Here is a 16837-nt window from a genome sequence, read left to right on the forward strand (position 1 = left end):
GGATAAATCAATCCAAAAAATCGATGACAGCGTCCATAGACCAGATGAAGGCCTTCCTGGCCTTGGCCGAGGCCGGCAACTTCACCCGCGCGGCGCAGCGCCTGGGCCAGTCCCAATCCACGCTCAGCCACGCAATCGCCCGGCTGGAGGCGCAGCTGGGGGTGCGCCTGTTCGACCGGCACACCCGGGGGTGCCGCCTGAGCGAGGCCGGCGTGGCCTTGCTGCCCTCGCTCAGCCGACTGGTGCAAGACTGGCAGCACATGGCGGACAACGCCCGCGACCTGGCCACGCTGGGCCGTGGGCGCCTGTGCGTGGCCGCGCCCACGGCGCAATGCGCGCTGATGCTGCCGCCGGTGGTGCGTGCCTTCAGCCAGCGCCTGCCGCAGGTGCAACTGCTGCTGCACGATGTGGGCGAGCAACAGGTGCAGGGCCTGGTGCGTGACGGGGTGGCGGAGTTGGGCATTGCCACCGCCACCGAGGCCCGGTCCGACCTTGTGGCCGCCCCCTTTTACACCGACCAGTACACCGTGGCCATGCCGCCGGAACACCCCCTGGCCAAGCGCCCCGCGCTGAACTGGGCCCACCTGCGGGATGTGCCGGTGATCGGCCCTTTGCCTGACAACCCAGTCCGGCGCCACCTGGACGAGCAACTGGGCCGGCAGGGCCTGCGCTTGTCGTACACGCACGAGGTGTCCTTGCCCTGGACCATGCTGGGCCTGGTGCGCGAGCAATTGGGGGTGGCGGTCATCACCACGGCCTTGCGGCCCCTGGTGGACTGGCTGCACCTGGTGGCCCGGCCGGTGGGGCGGCCGGCCGTTTCGCGCACGCTGGTGCTGTTGCGTGCCCCGGGGCGGCCTTTGTCGCCGCCGGCCAGCGTGTTCCGCGAACTCCTGACCGGATCGACCCGGGCGCGCTGAGTCCGGGGGGCACTCAGGTGCCGCAGAAGGTCTGGTAGCCGAAGCTTTGTTCCGGCGTGCCCGGCAGGGCGTAGGCGGTGTCGGACGCTCGCGCCTGGTAGGGGCGGGTGAGCACCGCCAGCAGCCGCTCGAAGGGTTGCAGGTCGCCGCGGTCGGTGGCGGCGTCCAGGGCGGCTTCCACCTGGTGGTTGCGGGGGATGTAGAGCGGGTTGCAGGCGTCCATGCGCCGGGCCGTGTCTTCGGGCGGCTGGCCTGGTGCCTGGCATTGGGCGTGCCAGCGCTGCCACCACGCGTCCAGGCGTGGGTCGGGGCCGGTGAACAGCGCCTGCCAGTCGGCGGGCTGGCCGCGCAGCGTGTCGGCCAGGTGGCGAAAGCCCAGGGTGAAGTCCACCCGGTGCCCGTGCAGCAGTTGCAGGTAGTCGTCCAGCAGCGTGGGGTCGGCGTCGGGGGCCAGCCCCAGTTTGGCGTGCATGGCGCTGCGCCAGGCGCTGGCGTACAGGGCCGGGAATTCGTCCAGCGCCGCGGTGGCGCGCTCCACGGCGCGCTCGCTGTCGGTATCGATCAGCGGCAGCAGCGCCTCGGCCAGCCGGGCCAGGTTCCAGTGGGCGATGCTGGGCTGGTTGCCGTAGGCGTAGCGGCCGTGGTGGTCGATGGAGCTGAACACCGTGGCCGGGTCGTAGGCCTCCATGAAGGCGCAGGGCCCGTAGTCGATGGTTTCGCCCGAAACGGTGGTGTTGTCGGTGTTCATCACCCCGTGGACGAAGCCCACCGCCATCCAGCGCGCCACCAGCCGGGCCTGGCGCGCCACCACCGCGCGCAGCAGTTCCAGGTACTTGTCGGGGTGTTCCCGCACATGCGGGTCAAAGCGGGCGATGACGTGGTCGGCCAGCCGCTGCAAATGGGTGGAGTCTTGCCGGGCGGCGAAGAATTCGAAGGTGCCCACGCGGACGTGGCTGGCCGCCACCCGGGTGAGCACGGCACCGGGCAGGGCGCGCTGGCGGCGGATGGTTTCGCCGGTGGCCACCGCGGCCAGGGTGCGGGTGGTGGGAATGCCGAGCGCGTGCATGGCTTCGCTCACCAGGTACTCGCGCAGCACCGGCCCCACGGCGGCCTTGCCGTCGCCCCCGCGCGAAAACGGCGTGCGGCCCGAGCCCTTGAAGGCGATGTCGCGCCGTTGGCCCTGGCGGTCCAGCACCTCGCCCAGCAGCAGGGCGCGGCCGTCGCCCAACTGCGGGGCAAAGCCGCCGAACTGGTGGCCGGCGTAGGCCTGGGCAATGGGTTGCGCCCCTTCGGGCACCACGTTGCCGGCCAGCACGGCCAGGCCGGCGTCGCTGGACAGGGCCGCGCCGTCCAGGCCCAGTTCGTCGGCCAGGGCGTGGTTGAACTTGAGCCACTGCGGCGCCGGCGAGGGGGTCGGCTGACAGGGCAGGTACAGGCCCTCCAGTTCGCGGGCGTAGCGGTTGTCGAAGGCGATGCGGATGGGCGTGTCGGCGGCGGTGGTCACTCGGGTTTCCGTGGGCTGGGGGGCATGCCCGCATTGTCCGGCTTGGGCATGGGCCTGCTGCGGGTGGGGTTGCTGACCCGCCGCGCGCAGACCGGCCCAGGGCTCAGGAGGCGGCTTGGGGCACGGCCTCCACCCGGTGGCTGACGGTGCCCGCGGCCCAGGTCAGCAGGCGGTCGATGTTGGGGTGTTTGCCCGGGTGGGTGCGGGCGTCGGCCGTGTGCTCGGCGTACCACTCCAGCCCCTGGGCGGCGGCGGCTGGGGTGATGTGACCACCGTGGGCGGCCGCCAGCGCGTGGTACACCGCCAGGGAGCCGGCTTGCCCGGGTTTGTTTTCGATGGTGGCCAGCACCTCGCCCTGGGCGCCCAGCAGGTGCAGGGCGGCCAGGTGGCTGACGGAGGGGAGCTGTTTCAGGCGGTCGGCAAAGTTCATGGCGTGTGCAGATGGCGGCAAAACCCCGGATCATGACACGGCCGCCCGCCCTGGCCGGCGCTGGCGCCTGAGGCGGGTGGTGTGTTACGGCGTGCGCCGGGCCTAGGTGGTTTGGGCGCAGAATGCCGCAGACCATGCGATGCTTTTCATTCCCCCGTGTCCGACTAGCGCTGGCCTGGCTGCTGGCCCTGTGGGCCACCTGGGCCGTGGCCCAGCCGGCGGCCGAGCCCTCTGCCTTGGTACCAGAGGGGGTGGTCTTCCACTGTGCCCCTGCACAGCGCGCCGGCCTGGCCCGGGCCATGGCCGGCTACCTGCGCGGGCTCGACGTGGACCGCGACTGGATCGTGCAGACCGAATGGCCCGACGGCGCCCTCAGCTTCACGCTGGACCGTGCCGGCCGCTCCACCCTGGACCTGCACCAGGACCGCCGCTACCGCCTGCGCCCCGTGCCCGTGTACCTGCCTCGCGCCCAGGGCCGGCCGCGGGCGGTGCGCACCGTGTCCCAGCGCGAAATCGTGCTGGCCCTGGCCCACCCCGGCCGTGCCCACCACTTTGGCGGGCCCGCGTGCGACCTGCAAGCCCTGCGCGAACACGTGGCCCTGCGCCAGCACATCGTCGCCTGGGCGGAAGAGCTGCACTGGGTCTGGCCCGATGGCGGCCCCGCTTGCTGGAACCCGAAAAAATGGCTGAAAGGCGTGCCCATCGTGCCGCTGGACGAGGCCTTGCTGGACGCCTTCGTGCGCCAGGCCGACTACGCCATAGGCTGCTACACCGCCTGCAAACTGGTGTACGCGCACGGCGTGCTCGACTACTACGCCCGCGTGCGCCAGGACCCGGCCCAGGCCGCCCTGGTGCGCCAGCGCCTGCTGCACGACGGCGACCCCCTGGTGGACGTGGAGCCCGCCGCCGCCTGGGACTTCGAGGCCGGCTTCGACCCCGCCACCCGCCACGACCCAGGCAAGCTGTTGCGGCTGGAGCGCGGCGCACCGGCCCACCACTTCGTGCCGGGCGACTGGGCCTACTTCCTCAACACCGACCCCGCCAGCTACGAGAAAACCGGCTACGAAGGCTCCAACGCCATCTACCTGGGGCGTGGGCGGTTCGACGACTTTTACGACGACCACCACCACGCCTACACCTTTGCCGAAAAGCTGGACGAGGTGTACCAGTGGCGGCACGGCGTGTTCAGCCGCTCGCGCGACGCCGCCCTGGTGCGCCCGCTCACCCCGGCCGACCTGGACCGCCTGAGCCAGACCCCGGCGCAAGGCGGCTTGCTGCTCGACTGGCGGCTGGTGCCTTACCTGTTTGGGTACGAAGCACTGCCGGCGTTGCCGGTGCGGTAGCTGGTTGGGTGGGGAGTGCAGAATGCGCCCGGCAGATGGTGCAAAATCTGCTAACAAAGAAACGCAAAAGCAAGAAGGCAAGGGATGGCTGCACTGATACCGGCATTGGGAAGTTGCGTCTCGCGCATGACGGGTGGCGAGCGCCGCGTGGCCGAGCGGCTGGAGCAAAAGCTCGACGACGACTACCTGCTCTGGTACGACGTGCCCGTGGGCCCGCGCAGCGCCCACCCGGACTTTGTGATCATCCACCCCCGGCGCGGCATTCTGGTGCTGGAGGTGAAGGACTTTCGCCTGAGCACGCTCATCCAGGCCGACCGGCAAACCTGGGTCATTCACGGCGACGCAGGCCCCAAAACCATACCCAACCCGCTGGAGCAGGCGCGGCAATACGCCCACCAGGTGGTCAAGGCGCTGGAGCGCGACCCGCAACTGGTGCAACCCAGCGGCCCACACCAGGGCAAGCTGGCCTTTCCATGGAGCTACGGCGTGGTGTTGCCCAACATCACCCGTGCCCAGTTCGACAAGGCCGAACTGCACCACGCCATCGAACCGCAGCGCGTCATCTGCCAAGACGAAATGCTGGAGCAGGTGGACCCCGAAGACCTGCAGACCCACCTGTGGAACATGTTCCCCTACGCCATGCGCGGCGTCATGTCGCTGCCGCAGCTGGACCGCGTGCGCTGGATCATGTTCCCCCAGGTGCGCGTGGCCGCGCAAGACAGCCTGTTTGACGACACCGACGAAGCCGCCGAACTGCCCAGCATCATGCGGGTGATGGACCTGCAGCAGGAACAGCTGGCCCGCAGCCTGGGCGATGGGCACCGCGTCATCCACGGCGTGGCGGGTTCGGGCAAAACCATGCTGCTGGGTTACCGGGCCGAGCACTTGGCCAAGGCGCAGACAGCGGCCAGCAAACCCATCCTCATCCTCTGCTACAACGAACCGCTGGCCCGGCAGATTGCGCGCGTGATGGCCGCCAAAGGCATTGCCGACCGCGTGCACGCCGTGCACTTCCACAAGTGGTGTTACGCCCAGTTAAAGGCCTACGGGCAGGAAATGCCGGCCAACAACCAGCCGGTCAGCGACAAGATGGCCGACATGGTCCAGCGCGTCATCACCGGCGTGGACCGCCACCAGATCCCCAGCGGGCAATACCAGGCCGTGCTCATCGACGAAGGCCACGACTTCGCGCCCGAATGGCTGCGCCTGGTGGTGCAGATGGTGGACCCCGCCACCAACAGCCTGCTTGTGCTGTACGACGACGCGCAGAGCATCTACGAACGCACGCAGAAGAAAAACTTCAGCTTCAAGAGCGTGGGCATCCAGGCGCAGGGGCGCACCACCATCCTCAAGATCAACTACCGCAACACGCGGCAGATCCTGCAAACGGCCAGCCTCGTTGCCGCTGATCTATTGACCGCCGAAGACAAGGACGACGACGGCGTGCCCCTGCTCAAGCCCGTGAGCTGCGGGCGCGACGGCGAGGCGCCGCTCATCGTGCGCCTGCCCACCCTGCGCGAAGAGGTGGCCAAAGTGGCCGAACTGCTGGCCACCGCCCACCGCGAAGGCCACGCCTGGGCCGACATGGCCATCCTCTGCCGCCACCACAGCGAAATGGATATGTGCGCCGAGTTCCTGCGCAAACGCAAGCTGCCGCACCAGCTGCGCCGCAACTCGTCCAGCGTGTTCGACCCCGCGCACGACAGCATCAAGGTGATGACGCTGCACGTCAGCAAAGGGCTGGAGTTCCCGGTGGTGGCGCTGGTGGGCGCCGGGCGCATGCCCGCCGAGGGCGAAGACGAGCGCGAGGAAGCGCGGCTGTTCTATGTGGGGGCTACGCGGGCGACGCAGCGGTTGGTGATTGGTTTGAGTGGGGACGGGAAGTTCGCTGCTCGCCTATAGGCAAAAGGCAAGACCTGACTCGCACGCGCCCCTTATTTGCGTATTTATTCCAATTAAATGCATGACACTATGAATAATAAAAGTGTTGCAGAAAAGACCAGTGCTGATGACAAGAGCATCGGATTTGAATATCAGTATTACTACTTCCTAGATAGGCTATTGAACTTAAAAAGCGGACAAACTGTGGGGTTGGAGGTTGAGGATGATGTTCATGTTGAAATGGATGCTGATCTATTGTTGTTATTTCAACTTAAGCATACGGTGAGGAAAGTGGTTGGAGGTCAGCCAGTCGCATTGCCCGAGCTTGATGTTGATTTTTGGAAAACTATTTATAACTGGTCATCTTTAATATCGGATGATGCTCTTGGGAGAGGGCAGGAGCATGCTCAGCTCGCATTTGTTCGAAAGACAGAATTTCACCTTGTTACCAATAAATCTGAGAGCAAAGGAAATAATTTTCTGGCGCTGTTGGGGCGTCTTCAGATTGGGGATTTGGATTTTGGTAGTGTAAAAGCTACGGCGATAGCTCTTTCCAAAAAAACGAGTGATGCAAAAATAAAGAGTTACATTGAGAAGCTTCTTGGCTTAAGAGACTCAGTTGGTGAGCAATTCCTTCGCCGTGTTTTTGTCCTGCATTCCCTTGAGGACATCGTAGGTAGAGTAAAAGTCTCAATTAGAGATAAATTTGTTGATGCTCATCGCGTGGATGAAGTCTTTGAAAGGCTTGATTCTAATGTACGACAAGATAACTTCATATCAATAAAGGCTGGGAAGCCGGTTCTTGTTAGTTATGAGCAGTTCATGAAGAAATATCGAAATGTGTTCGTTGACGCGAGGAGTAAGAGCTTGCCGGCTCCAAAATTCACTCCGGCGCTTCCGGATCAAATATTTTCACAAATCTTCATTAAAAGGCTTATTGAGATCAATGCTATTGCGCCTTCGGATACGGAGTCTGCTGTAGATTACACGCTACTCAAACTTCGTATCGCACGATATCTGGAGGTTTGGGTTCAAAGCGGGGACTTGATCTCGGATGAAGTTTCAGGATTGCATGAAGATGTGATTTTGAGATGGAAGAATGAATTCAAACTTGCATTCAAAAATTGTATGTCCGATCAGGAAGTAATAAGCGAAGCTATTGAAATTCTCCGTCAGTTCCGCAAGGAGCGATTCACAGTTGGGCCGTCTACTCTAGATACCGGCTTAAGTAATGGCGAGTTGTACCTGCTCTCTGATCAAAAGAAAATCGGCTGGCATCGAGATTGGGAGTCAATGTGAGACAGGACTGGAGTGCATTCAACAATGTTGGGCTTTGTGCGGCTGCAATTGCAAATATCGTGGAGCATTGTGGAAGTTTGCCTGTTTCGAAGGCGCTTCTCATTATGCCGCTCATAATGCATGACGCGACCCTGACGTTCTTGAGTAAGGGCAATATTCGTAGGCGGGAAGTTGCTGCATTGGTTTCGGTGAAGCCGGAGTTATTCGCCAATTTCAATGATCGATTTGAAAATAGCTTAGTGTTGTCGCTAAATTCAATACAGCTACTGGCTCATCTTGGTTACGTTCGCATTCAGGGGGATGTCCTGCCAGTAAAGCCAATTCTGATCGGGCCGGATTTTGGTCGGCGTGCAGAGCGGATTGTTAGGGCTACACCAAATATTGCCGTCATTTTGTCAAGCCCGATTGAAGAACTTTATCTTAACTTTAGGATTCAGCTTTGAAATTCGCTATAGATACAATTTGCCTTTGGTCCCGCACGGGGATAAGGCGGGATATTAATTTCTCTCGGAATCGCGTGAACGTGATAACGGGGGATAGTCAAACGGGTAAAACAGCACTGCTCGGCATCATTGATTACTGTTTCCTTGCAAGCAATCACAATTTGCCACATGATGTCATTAATGATAATACGGCCTGGTATGGTCTGAGGGTGTGCATTAATGATAAGGAGCTCGTTGTAGCGAGGCGAAGTCCCAGTGGAAATAGTGTATCTTCTGATTATTGCTTTTCGAGTGTAGGAGAGTTGCCTCAAATTCCTCAGCCAAATATTGCGGAAGATGATCTTCGGCATATCATTGAAGCAGAATTCGGAATCGATCAACGCACTGTTGTCTCCTATGGTGGTCGGGCATTGCGAGCCGGATCAAAGGTCTCTTTTCGGTTCTTCTTTCTCTTTAATACGATTTCAGATGAAATAATTCTCAGCACAAAAACGTTCTTCGATAAACAGTCAGACGAGCGATATCGAGAGGCCCTCCCGAGAATATTTGACCTTGCAATGGGTGTCGATGATATTGAGAACATCGCTGCACGTGAAAAGAGAGAGCAGTTGCGCAAGGAGCTTGAGCGGGCAGAACGACGCGCTGAAAGCACGGTAACTAGGCGCGGTGAATTTGATCGTGAGGCGCGACAGATTGCTGCCCAGGCGGCTATGTTCGGTCTTATGAAGGAAGCTCCGAATGAGATAACACCAGAACGGCTACGTGATGTCCTCATTGAGGCCTCGTCACCAAAGACGCCAAAGGGTCTTGATCGATACTCAGAAACTAGTGTGAAGCTCTATGCGGTGAATCGCCGCCTAAGGAAACTTCAGCAATTCACACAAGAGTACAACGCATACAAAGAGGCGCTGGGGAAGACTGATGACAGCCTTCGGCCTCTCGCCGTTATTCTTGAGCGATCTTCCGAGCTCGTAAAGTCAGATGTATTTGATCCACTAATCAGCGGATTGAAAGTTGATTTGAAAAATATCAAGGAAGCGATTGCTCCAAAGCGTCCAGTCGACGGTGAGATTACCTCGTTGGTAAAAGATCTGGAGAGGAGCAAGCAGTCTCTGGAGCGAGAGTTGGAGTCGCTTCCGGTAGAGCCTAAATCGTTCGAATCTATGCGCGATTTGTATTTGTTTCTCGGGGAGGCGCGAGGGAAGCTTGCAACGTATATTGAATCTGAAACTTTAGTTTCAGTTGCAATTGATAGGCCGGATGTTTCTGATTTGCAGAAAAAAATAGATGCTATTCAGGTTCGAGAGATCGAGGATGAGCGCGATGCAGTTGTTCAGCTGATCAACGAGGTTGCTCTGGAGTTGGTTAAGGAGGTTAGTTCCTCGTTGGAGAACTATGCGAATTGGCAAGCCATCTTTAATTACCGCGAAAAGAGAATCCAGCTTCGTAAGCCGAAGTCAACATTGATTGAGAATGTCGGTAGCAGCTCCAATCATATGTTTTTGCATCTTATACAGTTTCTCGCGCTTCACGAGGTTGCAATAAATAGAGGCTCGTCTTTTGTTCCCAGTTTTCTTGTTATTGATCAGCCCAGTAGGCCATATTATGGGAGTCAAAACGGCACTGACCCTGCTAGGAATCGTCATAGTGATGAAGCAAAGATTATGTCGGCCTTTAAGCTTCTAGATAACTTTATTAGTCGAATGAATTCTGACTACCAAATGGATTTTCAGATGATTGTGTTCGAGCATGTGCCAAAATCGATGCTCGTTGGGTTTAAGAATTTCCATCTTGTTGAGGAGTTTCATGGGGGGAATGCGCTTATTCCGCAGCAATGGCTTGCTGGATGAGGCGGATGAGAGTTGTTTTGAATAATTGTGATTTATCCCGCGATTATGTATTTGGTTTGTTTAGGTCGCTGGTTTTTGTCGTGTGCGTAGGTCGATCATTCATTTAAGCGGTGCCCAAATTAGAAAGCCAGCAAACCTTTCAGTTTGCTGGCTTTCTAATTGATATTCTGAAGCTATCACTTTCCCCAACTATCCTTCAACCCCGTCACCCGGTTGAACACCACTTGCCCGCCCACGCCGTGGTCCGCCCGGTCGGCCACAAAGTAGCCGTGGCGCTCGAACTGGAATTTCTGGTCCGGCTGGGCGGCGGCCAGTGATGGCTCCACGTAGGCCGTCACCACCTTCAGGCTGTGTGGGTTCAGGGCGTCCAGGAAGTTCTTACCGCCCGCGTCGGGTTGCGGGTCGGTGAACAGGCGGTCGTACAGGCGCACTTCGGCGCTCACGCCGTCGGCGGCGCCCACCCAGGTGATGGCGGCTTTGGCCTTGACGCTGTCGGCGCCGGGGGTGCCGCTCTTGGTGCCGGCGATCACTTTGGCGTGCACTTCGGTCACTTGGCCGTCGGCGTCTTTGGCGCAACCTGTGCATTCGATGACGTAGCCGCCCTTGAGGCGCACCACGTTGCCCGGGAACAGGCGCTTGTAGCCCTTGGGTGGCACTTCTTCAAAGTCTTCGCGTTCGATCCACACGTCCTTGCCGATCTTGAACACGCGGTCGGGCGGGGGCGTTTGCCCTTCGGCAATCGCGCTGTGGGGCAGGGCGGGCTGGGTGCAGTCTTCGGTGTAGCCGTCAGACCCGAACACCTCGGCCCAGTTGGTGAGCACCAGCTTGACGGGGTCGAGCACGGCCATGCCGCGGTGGGCCTTGTTTTCCAGGTCTTCGCGCAGGCAGCCGTCGAGCGTGCTGTAGTCGATCCAGGAATCGCTCTTGGTCACGCCGATGCGTTCGGCAAACAGCTGGATGGCCTCGGGCGTGTAGCCGCGGCGGCGCAGACCGACGATGGTGGGCATGCGCGGGTCGTCCCAGCCGCTGACCTTCTTCTCGTTCACCAGCTGCGCCAGCTTGCGCTTGCTGGTGATGACGTAGGTCAGGTTCAGGCGCGCAAATTCGTACTGCCGCGGCGGCGGGGCCTTGAGCAGGCCGCCTTCGATGAGGCGCTCCATCAACCAGTCGTAGAACGGGCGCTGGTCTTCAAATTCCAGCGTGCAGATGGAGTGAGTGATCTGCTCCAGCGCGTCCTCGATGGGGTGCGCGAAGGTGTACATGGGGTAGATGCACCAGGCGTCGCCCGTGTTGTGATGCGTGGCGCGGCGGATGCGGTAGATGGCCGGGTCGCGCATGTTGATGTTGGGCGAGGCCATGTCGATCTTGGCGCGCAGCACGGCGGCGCCGTCGGCCAGCTGGCCGTCGCGCATTTCGCGGAAGCGGGCCAGGTTTTCTTCCGGGCTGCGGGTGCGGAAGGGGCTGTCCACGCCAGGCTTGCCGAAGTCGCCGCGGTTGACGCGCATGTCTTCGGCGCTCTGTTCGTCTACATAGGCGTGGCCGGCGGTGATGAGGTGTTCGGCCGCGCGGTACATGAAGTCGAAGTAGTTCGACGCGTAGTACAGGTGGTCTTCGGTCTTGCCGTTGAAGCGGCTCTGCCAGCCAAAGCCCAGCCACTGCACCGCGTCGAGGATGGAGTCCACGTACTCCTTTTCTTCCTTCTCGGGGTTGGTGTCGTCAAAGCGCATGTGGCAGACGCCGCCGTAGTCGCGCGCCAGGCCGAAGTTCAGGCAGATGCTTTTGGCGTGGCCCACGTGCAGGTAGCCGTTGGGCTCGGGCGGGAAGCGGGTGCGGATTTTGGCCGGGTCGGGCACGCCGGCGGCGTGGAAGGCGGCATCACCCGGGCCACCGCCCCACTGGCGGCTGGCGTAGGCGCCGGTGGCGAGGTCTTTTTCGATGACCTGGCGCAGGAAGTTGGAGACCTTGTGCTCCTCGCCGGCGGCGGCGGGGGCGGTGTTTTTCGGGGCGTGGGAGGGTGCGGAACTCATGACGGAATTCTAGGCCTTGCGGCAGGGTGGGCCGGGGCTGTTGCACGGGGGGCCGACGCCGGCCCGGGGGTGTGGCGTTCGGGGGCAGCGTGTGCCGAAATGTGTCACGCAGGAGACAGTGATCGTCTGCTTGCGCGTTGCCGGGCGACTTTTGCGGCCGGTGGCAGCGCAGGCACGGCATTTGCCCAAGGGAGCCGCCACCCTTTTGGTGGCGATACACACTGGAGACACGCAAAATGAACAAGCGATGAATTGCCCTGGCCTCGTTGGCCCTGGTTTCGGGCCTGGCGGCGGCCCAAAGTACCGTGACGCTGTACGGCAACATGGACCTGGGTTTGATGGTCAACAGCAAGACCGCGGCCGGCACTTCTTCTACCTCCCTGGACAGCGGTGGCATTTCTCCCAGCATCTGGGGCCTGCGCGGCACCGAAGACCTGGGCAGCGGCCTGAAGGTGAGCTTCAACCTGGAAGGCCACCTGAACCCCGACACCGGCACCAACGTGGGCGGGCTGTTCCGCCGCCAGTCCAACCTGGTGGTGTCGTCCAACGACTGGGGCTCCGTCACCATCGGCAACCAGTACAGCCCCGCCATTCTGGCTTTCGCGGCGACCGAGCCGCGCGGCCTGCGCGAGAACTTCTCGGGCCTGTACCACTGGGCTTTCAACTCCGACACGAACGGCCTGAACGGCAACGACGACGTGGGCGTGTTCCTGCAGAACGCCATTTCTTACAGCAACAACTTTGGCCCGGTCAAGCTGGCCGCCGGTTACGGCCTGAAAGAGAACGTCGGTTCCGTGCTGTCCTTGGGCGCCACCTACACCGGCCCGGTCACCCTGTCGGCGGCTTACCAAAGCGCCAACAGCTCTGCCACCGGCAACCGCGCCAATTCCCTCTACACCCTGGGTGCTGCCTATGCCATGGGCGACCTGACCGCCAAGGTCAACTACCTGCGCGGCAAGAACCAGAACCTCGCGCAAGTGCAGACCAGCGACGTGGGCGTGGTCGGCCTGGGCCTGGACTGGAAAACCTCCGCCAACAACACGGTGCTGGCGGCCCTGTACCTGGGCAAGGACAAAGACAACGCCGCGGACAAGACCAACACCTTCATCCTGGGCAACGAATACGCCCTGTCCAAGCGCACCACCGCGTACGGCCAGGTCGCGTTCATCAACGCCAAGGCCGGCGCCACCGCCAAGACCTCTGCCACGCTGACCCCCGGCATGGCGGGTGAAACGACCACCCAGTTGAACGTGGGCATCAAGCACGCGTTCTGACCGGCCTTGGCTTGAAGCGCAGCGGGTCCGCCGGTCGGTGGACCCGCTGTTGCGTTTGTGGGGGGCGTCTGCCCCCCGGGTTACGGTTGGATACGTTCTTCACATTTGCGACGCCCTGGTAACCGGGTTTCGGGGCTGTAATCCCCCCATCGGCCCTTGGGGCTGCTTGAACAGGAGCTGCAAATGTTTTCTTCGGCAAAAACCTTGGGCCTGCGTTGGACGCGGACCCGCCGTGCAGCGGGCGTGCTGGTGGCCGGTGTGGCCGGGCTGTTGTGGTCGGCGCAGTCGGCGCAGGCGGCCGATGTGTACTGGTCGATCGGTGTGCACCAGCCTGGCGTGCACGTGGGCGTGAGCAACGGGCCGCGCGTGGTGTACGGCCCGCCCCCGGTGGTGGTGTACGCGCCGCCGGTGTACCGTGCCGGCTGGGCGCCCCCCGGGCACGGCAAGCATTGGCACAAACACCACGACCGCCACCGCCACTGGCGCGACGACGACCGCCGCCACGACCGCTATGACCGGTACGGCCGTGATGAGCGTTGGGGCGACCGCGACGACCGGCACGAGCGCTGGGACGATCGCCGCGACCACCGCCGTTGAGCCGGGGTGAAGCCACTACACTCGGGGGTTTTGTGCCCAAGCCCCTGACATGGATCTGATGCTGTTGCTCAAGGCCGCCCTGATGGGGGTGGTCGAGGGCCTGACCGAATTTCTCCCCATTTCGTCCACCGGACACCTGATCCTGGCCGGCTCGCTGCTCGGTTTCCACGACGAGCGTGCCAAGGTGTTCGAGATCGCCATCCAGACCGGCGCCATCCTGGCGGTGATCATCGTGTACTGGCAGCGCATCCGCGCCACCGTGGTCGGGCTGCCGACCCAGCGCCAGGCGCAGCGCTTCACCCTCAACGTGCTCATCGGCTTTGTGCCCGCGGTGCTGCTGGGGCTGTTGCTGGGCAAGGCCATCAAGGCGCACCTGTTCACGCCCATGGTGGTGGCCACCACCTTCGTGGTGGGCGGGCTGGTCATTCTGTGGGCGGAGCGCCGCCCGGCGTCGGCCACGCGCATCGCCAATGTGGACGACATGACCCCGTTGGACGCGCTGAAGGTGGGCCTGGCGCAGTGCCTGGCCATGGTGCCGGGCACCAGCCGCAGTGGGGCCACCATCATTGGGGGCATGTTGCTGGGCCTGTCGCGCAAGGCGGCCACCGATTTCAGCTTTTTCCTGGCCATTCCCACGCTGATCGGGGCCGGGGCCTACAGCCTGTACAAGGACCGTGCTTTGCTGTCGCTGGCGGACGCGCCGATGTTCGCCGTCGGCCTGCTGTTCTCCTTCCTGAGCGCCTGGGTCTGCGTGCGCTGGCTGCTGCGCTACGTGGCCAGCCACTCCTTCGTGCCCTTTGCCTGGTACCGCATCGCTTTCGGGGGTCTGATTTTCCTGACCTCGACCCTGGGCTGGGTGGACTGGGCGGCCTGAACGGCTGGGGCCCACCGCGCGGCGCCGGGCCGCGTTTCAGCCGGCGAAGCTGCGCAGCGCCCGGTCGATGGCGGCGGCCGTTTCCCGCGGTTTTTCCATGGGGAAGAGGTGGCTGCCTTCGACCATTTGCAGCCGGTCCGACGGGCTGCGCCCCACCAGCTTGTGCGTCATGGCCATGCCGACCTGCTTCATTTCGGCCGACTGCGTGCCGCCGACGAAGGCCACCGGGCAGGCCAGCGGGTGCCGGCGCAGCAGGCGGTCCAGGTTGTGCGGCAGGGTGTTGTAGATGGCGGTTTCCACGTCGCGGTCGAAGCTGAGCACGCGCTGCACGCCCTGGGCGGTGGCTTCGTCGTGGGTGCCGTGGGCGATGTAGTCCTGCAGCACCTGCGGGTCCCAGGCGGCAAAGCTGCGCTTGTGGGCAAAGTGTTCCAGCGCCGCCTGGGCGCTGGGCCAGCGGTTGCGCCGTTTGCGGCTGACCTGGCCGGGCGACAGGGCGCCGATGAGCCGGGTCTGCTTGACCGCCTGCAGCGCCTTGGCGCGCCAGCCGCCCAGCACGGGCGAGTCCAGCATGACCACGCCGGCCACCGGCCGACCGGCCAGTTGCGGGTGTCGGGCCGCGCACATCAGGCTGAGGAAGCCGCCCAGCGAATGGCCCACCAGGTAGAGCGGGCCGGGCGCGTGGGCGGCGCACTGGGTGTCGGCAAAGTCGGCCAGTTGCTGCACCAGGTGCGGCCAGTTGCTGGTGACGGGGTAGCGCGGGTCGTGCCCGAACCGGTCCACCGCCTGGAGGTGGTAGCCGCGTGCCCGCAGGCTGCGGAACAGCACGCCGTAGGTGGCCGACGGGAAGCTGTTGCCGTGCGAAAACACCACCGTGGGGTGGTGCGGGGCGGGCGCGGCGCTGGCGGGGGCCATCAGACCAGTTTTTCCTGGGCGTTGGTGATTTTTTTCAGGGGGCGGTGGCGGCCGGGCACGTCCATGAGCGGGTGCGGGCTGGCGCTGCCGTCCCAGGCCGGGTCCTCGATGCTGTCGAACACCTCGCGCAGCTTCTGGCCCCAGGTGCTGTGCAGCATGCGCAGGTAGGGGTTCTGCTCGTCGATGCAGACCACCCGGTCGCTGGCCAGGCGGTCGGCTTCGTACACCGCCATGTCCAGCGGCAGGCCCACCGACAGGTTGGACTTGAGCGTGGAGTCCATGGAGATGAGCGCGCACTTGGCGGCTTCGTCCAGCGGGGTGTCGGGGGTGATGACGCGGTCGAGCACCGGCTTGCCGTACTTGCTTTCGCCGATCTGGAAGAAGGGCGTTTCGGGCGTGGCTTCGATGAAGTTGCCGGGCGAGTAGATCTGGAACAGGCGCATGCCCTCACCGGCGATCTGGCCGCCCAGGATCATGCTGACGTTGAAGTCCACGCCCGAGCGCTTGAGGGCCTCGCCGTCGCGCTGGTAGACGTGGCGCACCGCCGCGCCGAGCACGCGGGCCACGTCGAACATGCTGCGTGCGTTCCAAATGGTCAGGGGTTCGCCGCCTTCGGCATCGGGGATTTTTTCGACCTGCAGGATTTCTCGGATGGACTGCGAGATGCTGAGGTTGCCGGCCGAGAGCAGGCACATGAAGCGATCGCCCGGCTTTTCGTAGACGATCATCTTGCGGAAGGTGCTGATCTGGTCGAGTCCGGCGTTGGTGCGGGAGTCGGACAGGAAGACCATGCCGGCTTTGATTTTGACAGCGACGCAGTAGGTCATGGGGTTGGGGGCGTGTGGGGCAAAACCGGTCGATGCTAGCAGACGGCGTGGGGCCAAGGCTTACAGCCCTTCGGCCAGGCCGCCGGCGCGCAGGGTGCGGCGTTCCACCGCCGCTTGCCAGACGCTGGCCGGGCCGCTGTGGACCAGGCTGAGGCAGTTTTTGCCGCGGGTGATGCCGGTGTAGACCAGCTCGCGCGTGAGCACGGGGCTGGGGTGTTCGGGCAGCACCAGGGCCGCGTGGGCGAATTCCGAGCCCTGCGATTTGTGCACGGTGAGCGCGAACACCGTTTCCACCGCGTTCAGGCGGCTCGGCAGCACCCAGCGCACGCCGGGCTGGCCGTCGGCGCTGGGGAAGGCGACGCGGCGCGTCCAGCCGCCCACGGCGGGGTCGGGGTGGGGCACTTCCAGGGTGATGCCGATGTCGCCGTTCATCAGGCCCAGGGCGTGTTCGTTGCGGGTGACCAGCACCGGGCGGCCGGGGTACCAGCCGGTGGGGGTGTCGAGGCAGCCGGCCTGGTGCAGCCAGTGGGCGATGCGCTGATTCAGGCCGGCGACGCCCCAGGGGCCCTGGCGCAGGGCGCACAGGACCTGGAAGCGGGTGTGCGCGGCCAGCACCTGCTCGGCCCAGGCGTCGAAGGCGCCCGGGGCAGCGTCCAGCG

Annotated in this window: 15 protein-coding genes; 9 read left to right on the forward strand and 6 right to left on the reverse strand. The window is 63.1% G+C overall.

Features of this window, described 5'->3' with window-relative positions:
• Positions 1-23 precede the first annotated feature (23 nt).
• A complete protein-coding gene (locus CON77_RS09120) occupies positions 24-917 on the forward strand; it encodes a LysR family transcriptional regulator (RefSeq protein WP_101048842.1) in 894 nt (297 codons plus the stop codon).
• A gap of 13 nt (positions 918-930) precedes the next feature.
• Here CON77_RS09120 and CON77_RS09125 read toward each other — a convergent pair whose 3' ends face one another.
• Both CON77_RS09125 and CON77_RS09130 read right to left on the reverse strand, forming a co-directional pair.
• Positions 931-2421: a protein adenylyltransferase SelO gene (locus tag CON77_RS09125; RefSeq protein ID WP_198552323.1), complete on the reverse strand. Its 1491-nt coding sequence runs from the start codon at positions 2419-2421 to the stop codon at positions 931-933.
• Positions 2422-2524: 103 nt separating this feature from the next.
• Positions 2525-2851 carry a DUF2322 family protein gene (locus tag CON77_RS09130; protein ID WP_101048843.1) on the reverse strand — a complete coding sequence of 109 codons (327 nt, stop codon included), beginning with the start codon at positions 2849-2851 and terminating at the stop codon, positions 2525-2527.
• Between the two features lie 134 nt (positions 2852-2985).
• On the opposite strand from CON77_RS09130, the gene CON77_RS09135 reads away from it, so the two are divergent.
• The 5 genes from CON77_RS09135 to CON77_RS09145 all read left to right on the forward strand — a co-directional run bounded on the left by CON77_RS09135 (position 2986) and on the right by CON77_RS09145 (position 9667).
• Positions 2986-4194, forward strand: coding sequence for a TGL-type protein-glutamine gamma-glutamyltransferase (locus CON77_RS09135; RefSeq protein ID WP_157826892.1), 1209 nt, complete (start codon positions 2986-2988; stop codon positions 4192-4194).
• Between the two features lie 84 nt (positions 4195-4278).
• The gene (locus tag CON77_RS09140) at positions 4279-6096 is read left to right on the forward strand and encodes a DEAD/DEAH box helicase (protein WP_198552324.1); all 1818 of its coding nucleotides are present in this window, start codon (positions 4279-4281) and stop codon (positions 6094-6096) included.
• Between the two features lie 57 nt (positions 6097-6153).
• Positions 6154-7374, forward strand: a complete 1221-nt coding sequence (locus tag CON77_RS15150) for an ABC-three component system protein (RefSeq protein WP_198552325.1) — start codon at positions 6154-6156, stop codon at positions 7372-7374.
• Complete coding sequence (locus tag CON77_RS15155) at positions 7371-7817, forward strand: three component ABC system middle component (protein ID WP_157826894.1); 447 nt, start codon at positions 7371-7373, stop codon at positions 7815-7817. Before CON77_RS15150 ends, CON77_RS15155 begins: the two co-directional genes overlap by 4 nt.
• A 74-nt stretch (positions 7818-7891) precedes the next feature.
• Positions 7892-9667, forward strand: coding sequence for a DUF3732 domain-containing protein (locus CON77_RS09145; RefSeq protein WP_232788474.1), 1776 nt, complete (start codon positions 7892-7894; stop codon positions 9665-9667).
• A 176-nt stretch (positions 9668-9843) separates the two neighbouring features.
• Here CON77_RS09145 and CON77_RS09150 read toward each other — a convergent pair whose 3' ends face one another.
• Entirely contained in the window at positions 9844-11694 is a 1851-nt protein-coding gene (locus tag CON77_RS09150; RefSeq protein ID WP_101048847.1) for a glutamine--tRNA ligase/YqeY domain fusion protein, read from the reverse strand.
• Between the two features lie 266 nt (positions 11695-11960).
• Between CON77_RS09150 and CON77_RS09155 the strand changes: the two genes are divergently transcribed.
• The 3 genes from CON77_RS09155 to CON77_RS09165 all read left to right on the forward strand — a co-directional run bounded on the left by CON77_RS09155 (position 11961) and on the right by CON77_RS09165 (position 14439).
• Complete coding sequence (locus CON77_RS09155; protein WP_157826895.1) at positions 11961-12968, forward strand: porin; 1008 nt, start codon at positions 11961-11963, stop codon at positions 12966-12968.
• Between the two features lie 183 nt (positions 12969-13151).
• A complete protein-coding gene (locus CON77_RS09160; protein ID WP_232788475.1) occupies positions 13152-13565 on the forward strand; it encodes a hypothetical protein in 414 nt (137 codons plus the stop codon).
• 49 nt (positions 13566-13614) lie between these two features.
• The gene (locus CON77_RS09165) at positions 13615-14439 is read left to right on the forward strand and encodes an undecaprenyl-diphosphate phosphatase (protein WP_101048849.1); all 825 of its coding nucleotides are present in this window, start codon (positions 13615-13617) and stop codon (positions 14437-14439) included.
• Between the two features lie 36 nt (positions 14440-14475).
• Here CON77_RS09165 and CON77_RS09170 read toward each other — a convergent pair whose 3' ends face one another.
• The 3 genes from CON77_RS09170 to CON77_RS09180 all read right to left on the reverse strand — a co-directional run.
• A complete protein-coding gene (locus CON77_RS09170) occupies positions 14476-15351 on the reverse strand; it encodes an alpha/beta fold hydrolase (RefSeq protein ID WP_101048850.1) in 876 nt (291 codons plus the stop codon).
• Positions 15351-16178, reverse strand: coding sequence for a proteasome-type protease (locus tag CON77_RS09175; RefSeq protein WP_101048851.1), 828 nt, complete (start codon positions 16176-16178; stop codon positions 15351-15353). The genes CON77_RS09170 and CON77_RS09175 overlap by 1 nt, the downstream gene beginning before the upstream one ends.
• A 60-nt stretch (positions 16179-16238) precedes the next feature.
• Positions 16239-16837 (reverse strand): ATP-binding domain-containing protein (locus CON77_RS09180; protein ID WP_198552326.1); only part of this gene is annotated, 599 nt, incomplete at its 5' end.

Source organism: Macromonas nakdongensis, assembly GCF_002837145.1.
GTDB lineage: Bacteria > Pseudomonadota > Gammaproteobacteria > Burkholderiales > Burkholderiaceae_C > Macromonas_B > Macromonas_B nakdongensis.

Bases quoted from the DNA above. Each gene is read 5' to 3' on its own strand.
- CON77_RS09120 (WP_101048842.1), top strand. From the start codon at position 24: ATGACAGCGTCCATAGACCAGATGAAGGCCTTCCTGGCCTTGGCCGAG.
- CON77_RS09130 (WP_101048843.1), bottom strand. From the start codon at position 2,851: ATGAACTTTGCCGACCGCCTGAAACAGCTCCCCTCCGTCAGCCACCTG.
- CON77_RS09135 (WP_157826892.1), top strand. From the start codon at position 2,986: ATGCGATGCTTTTCATTCCCCCGTGTCCGACTAGCGCTGGCCTGGCTG.
- CON77_RS09140 (WP_198552324.1), top strand. From the start codon at position 4,279: ATGGCTGCACTGATACCGGCATTGGGAAGTTGCGTCTCGCGCATGACG.
- CON77_RS15150 (WP_198552325.1), top strand. From the start codon at position 6,154: ATGCATGACACTATGAATAATAAAAGTGTTGCAGAAAAGACCAGTGCT.
- CON77_RS09150 (WP_101048847.1), bottom strand. From the start codon at position 11,694: ATGAGTTCCGCACCCTCCCACGCCCCGAAAAACACCGCCCCCGCCGCC.
- CON77_RS09160 (WP_232788475.1), top strand. From the start codon at position 13,152: ATGTTTTCTTCGGCAAAAACCTTGGGCCTGCGTTGGACGCGGACCCGC.
- CON77_RS09165 (WP_101048849.1), top strand. From the start codon at position 13,615: ATGGATCTGATGCTGTTGCTCAAGGCCGCCCTGATGGGGGTGGTCGAG.
- CON77_RS09170 (WP_101048850.1), bottom strand. From the start codon at position 15,351: ATGGCCCCCGCCAGCGCCGCGCCCGCCCCGCACCACCCCACGGTGGTG.
- CON77_RS09175 (WP_101048851.1), bottom strand. From the start codon at position 16,178: ATGACCTACTGCGTCGCTGTCAAAATCAAAGCCGGCATGGTCTTCCTG.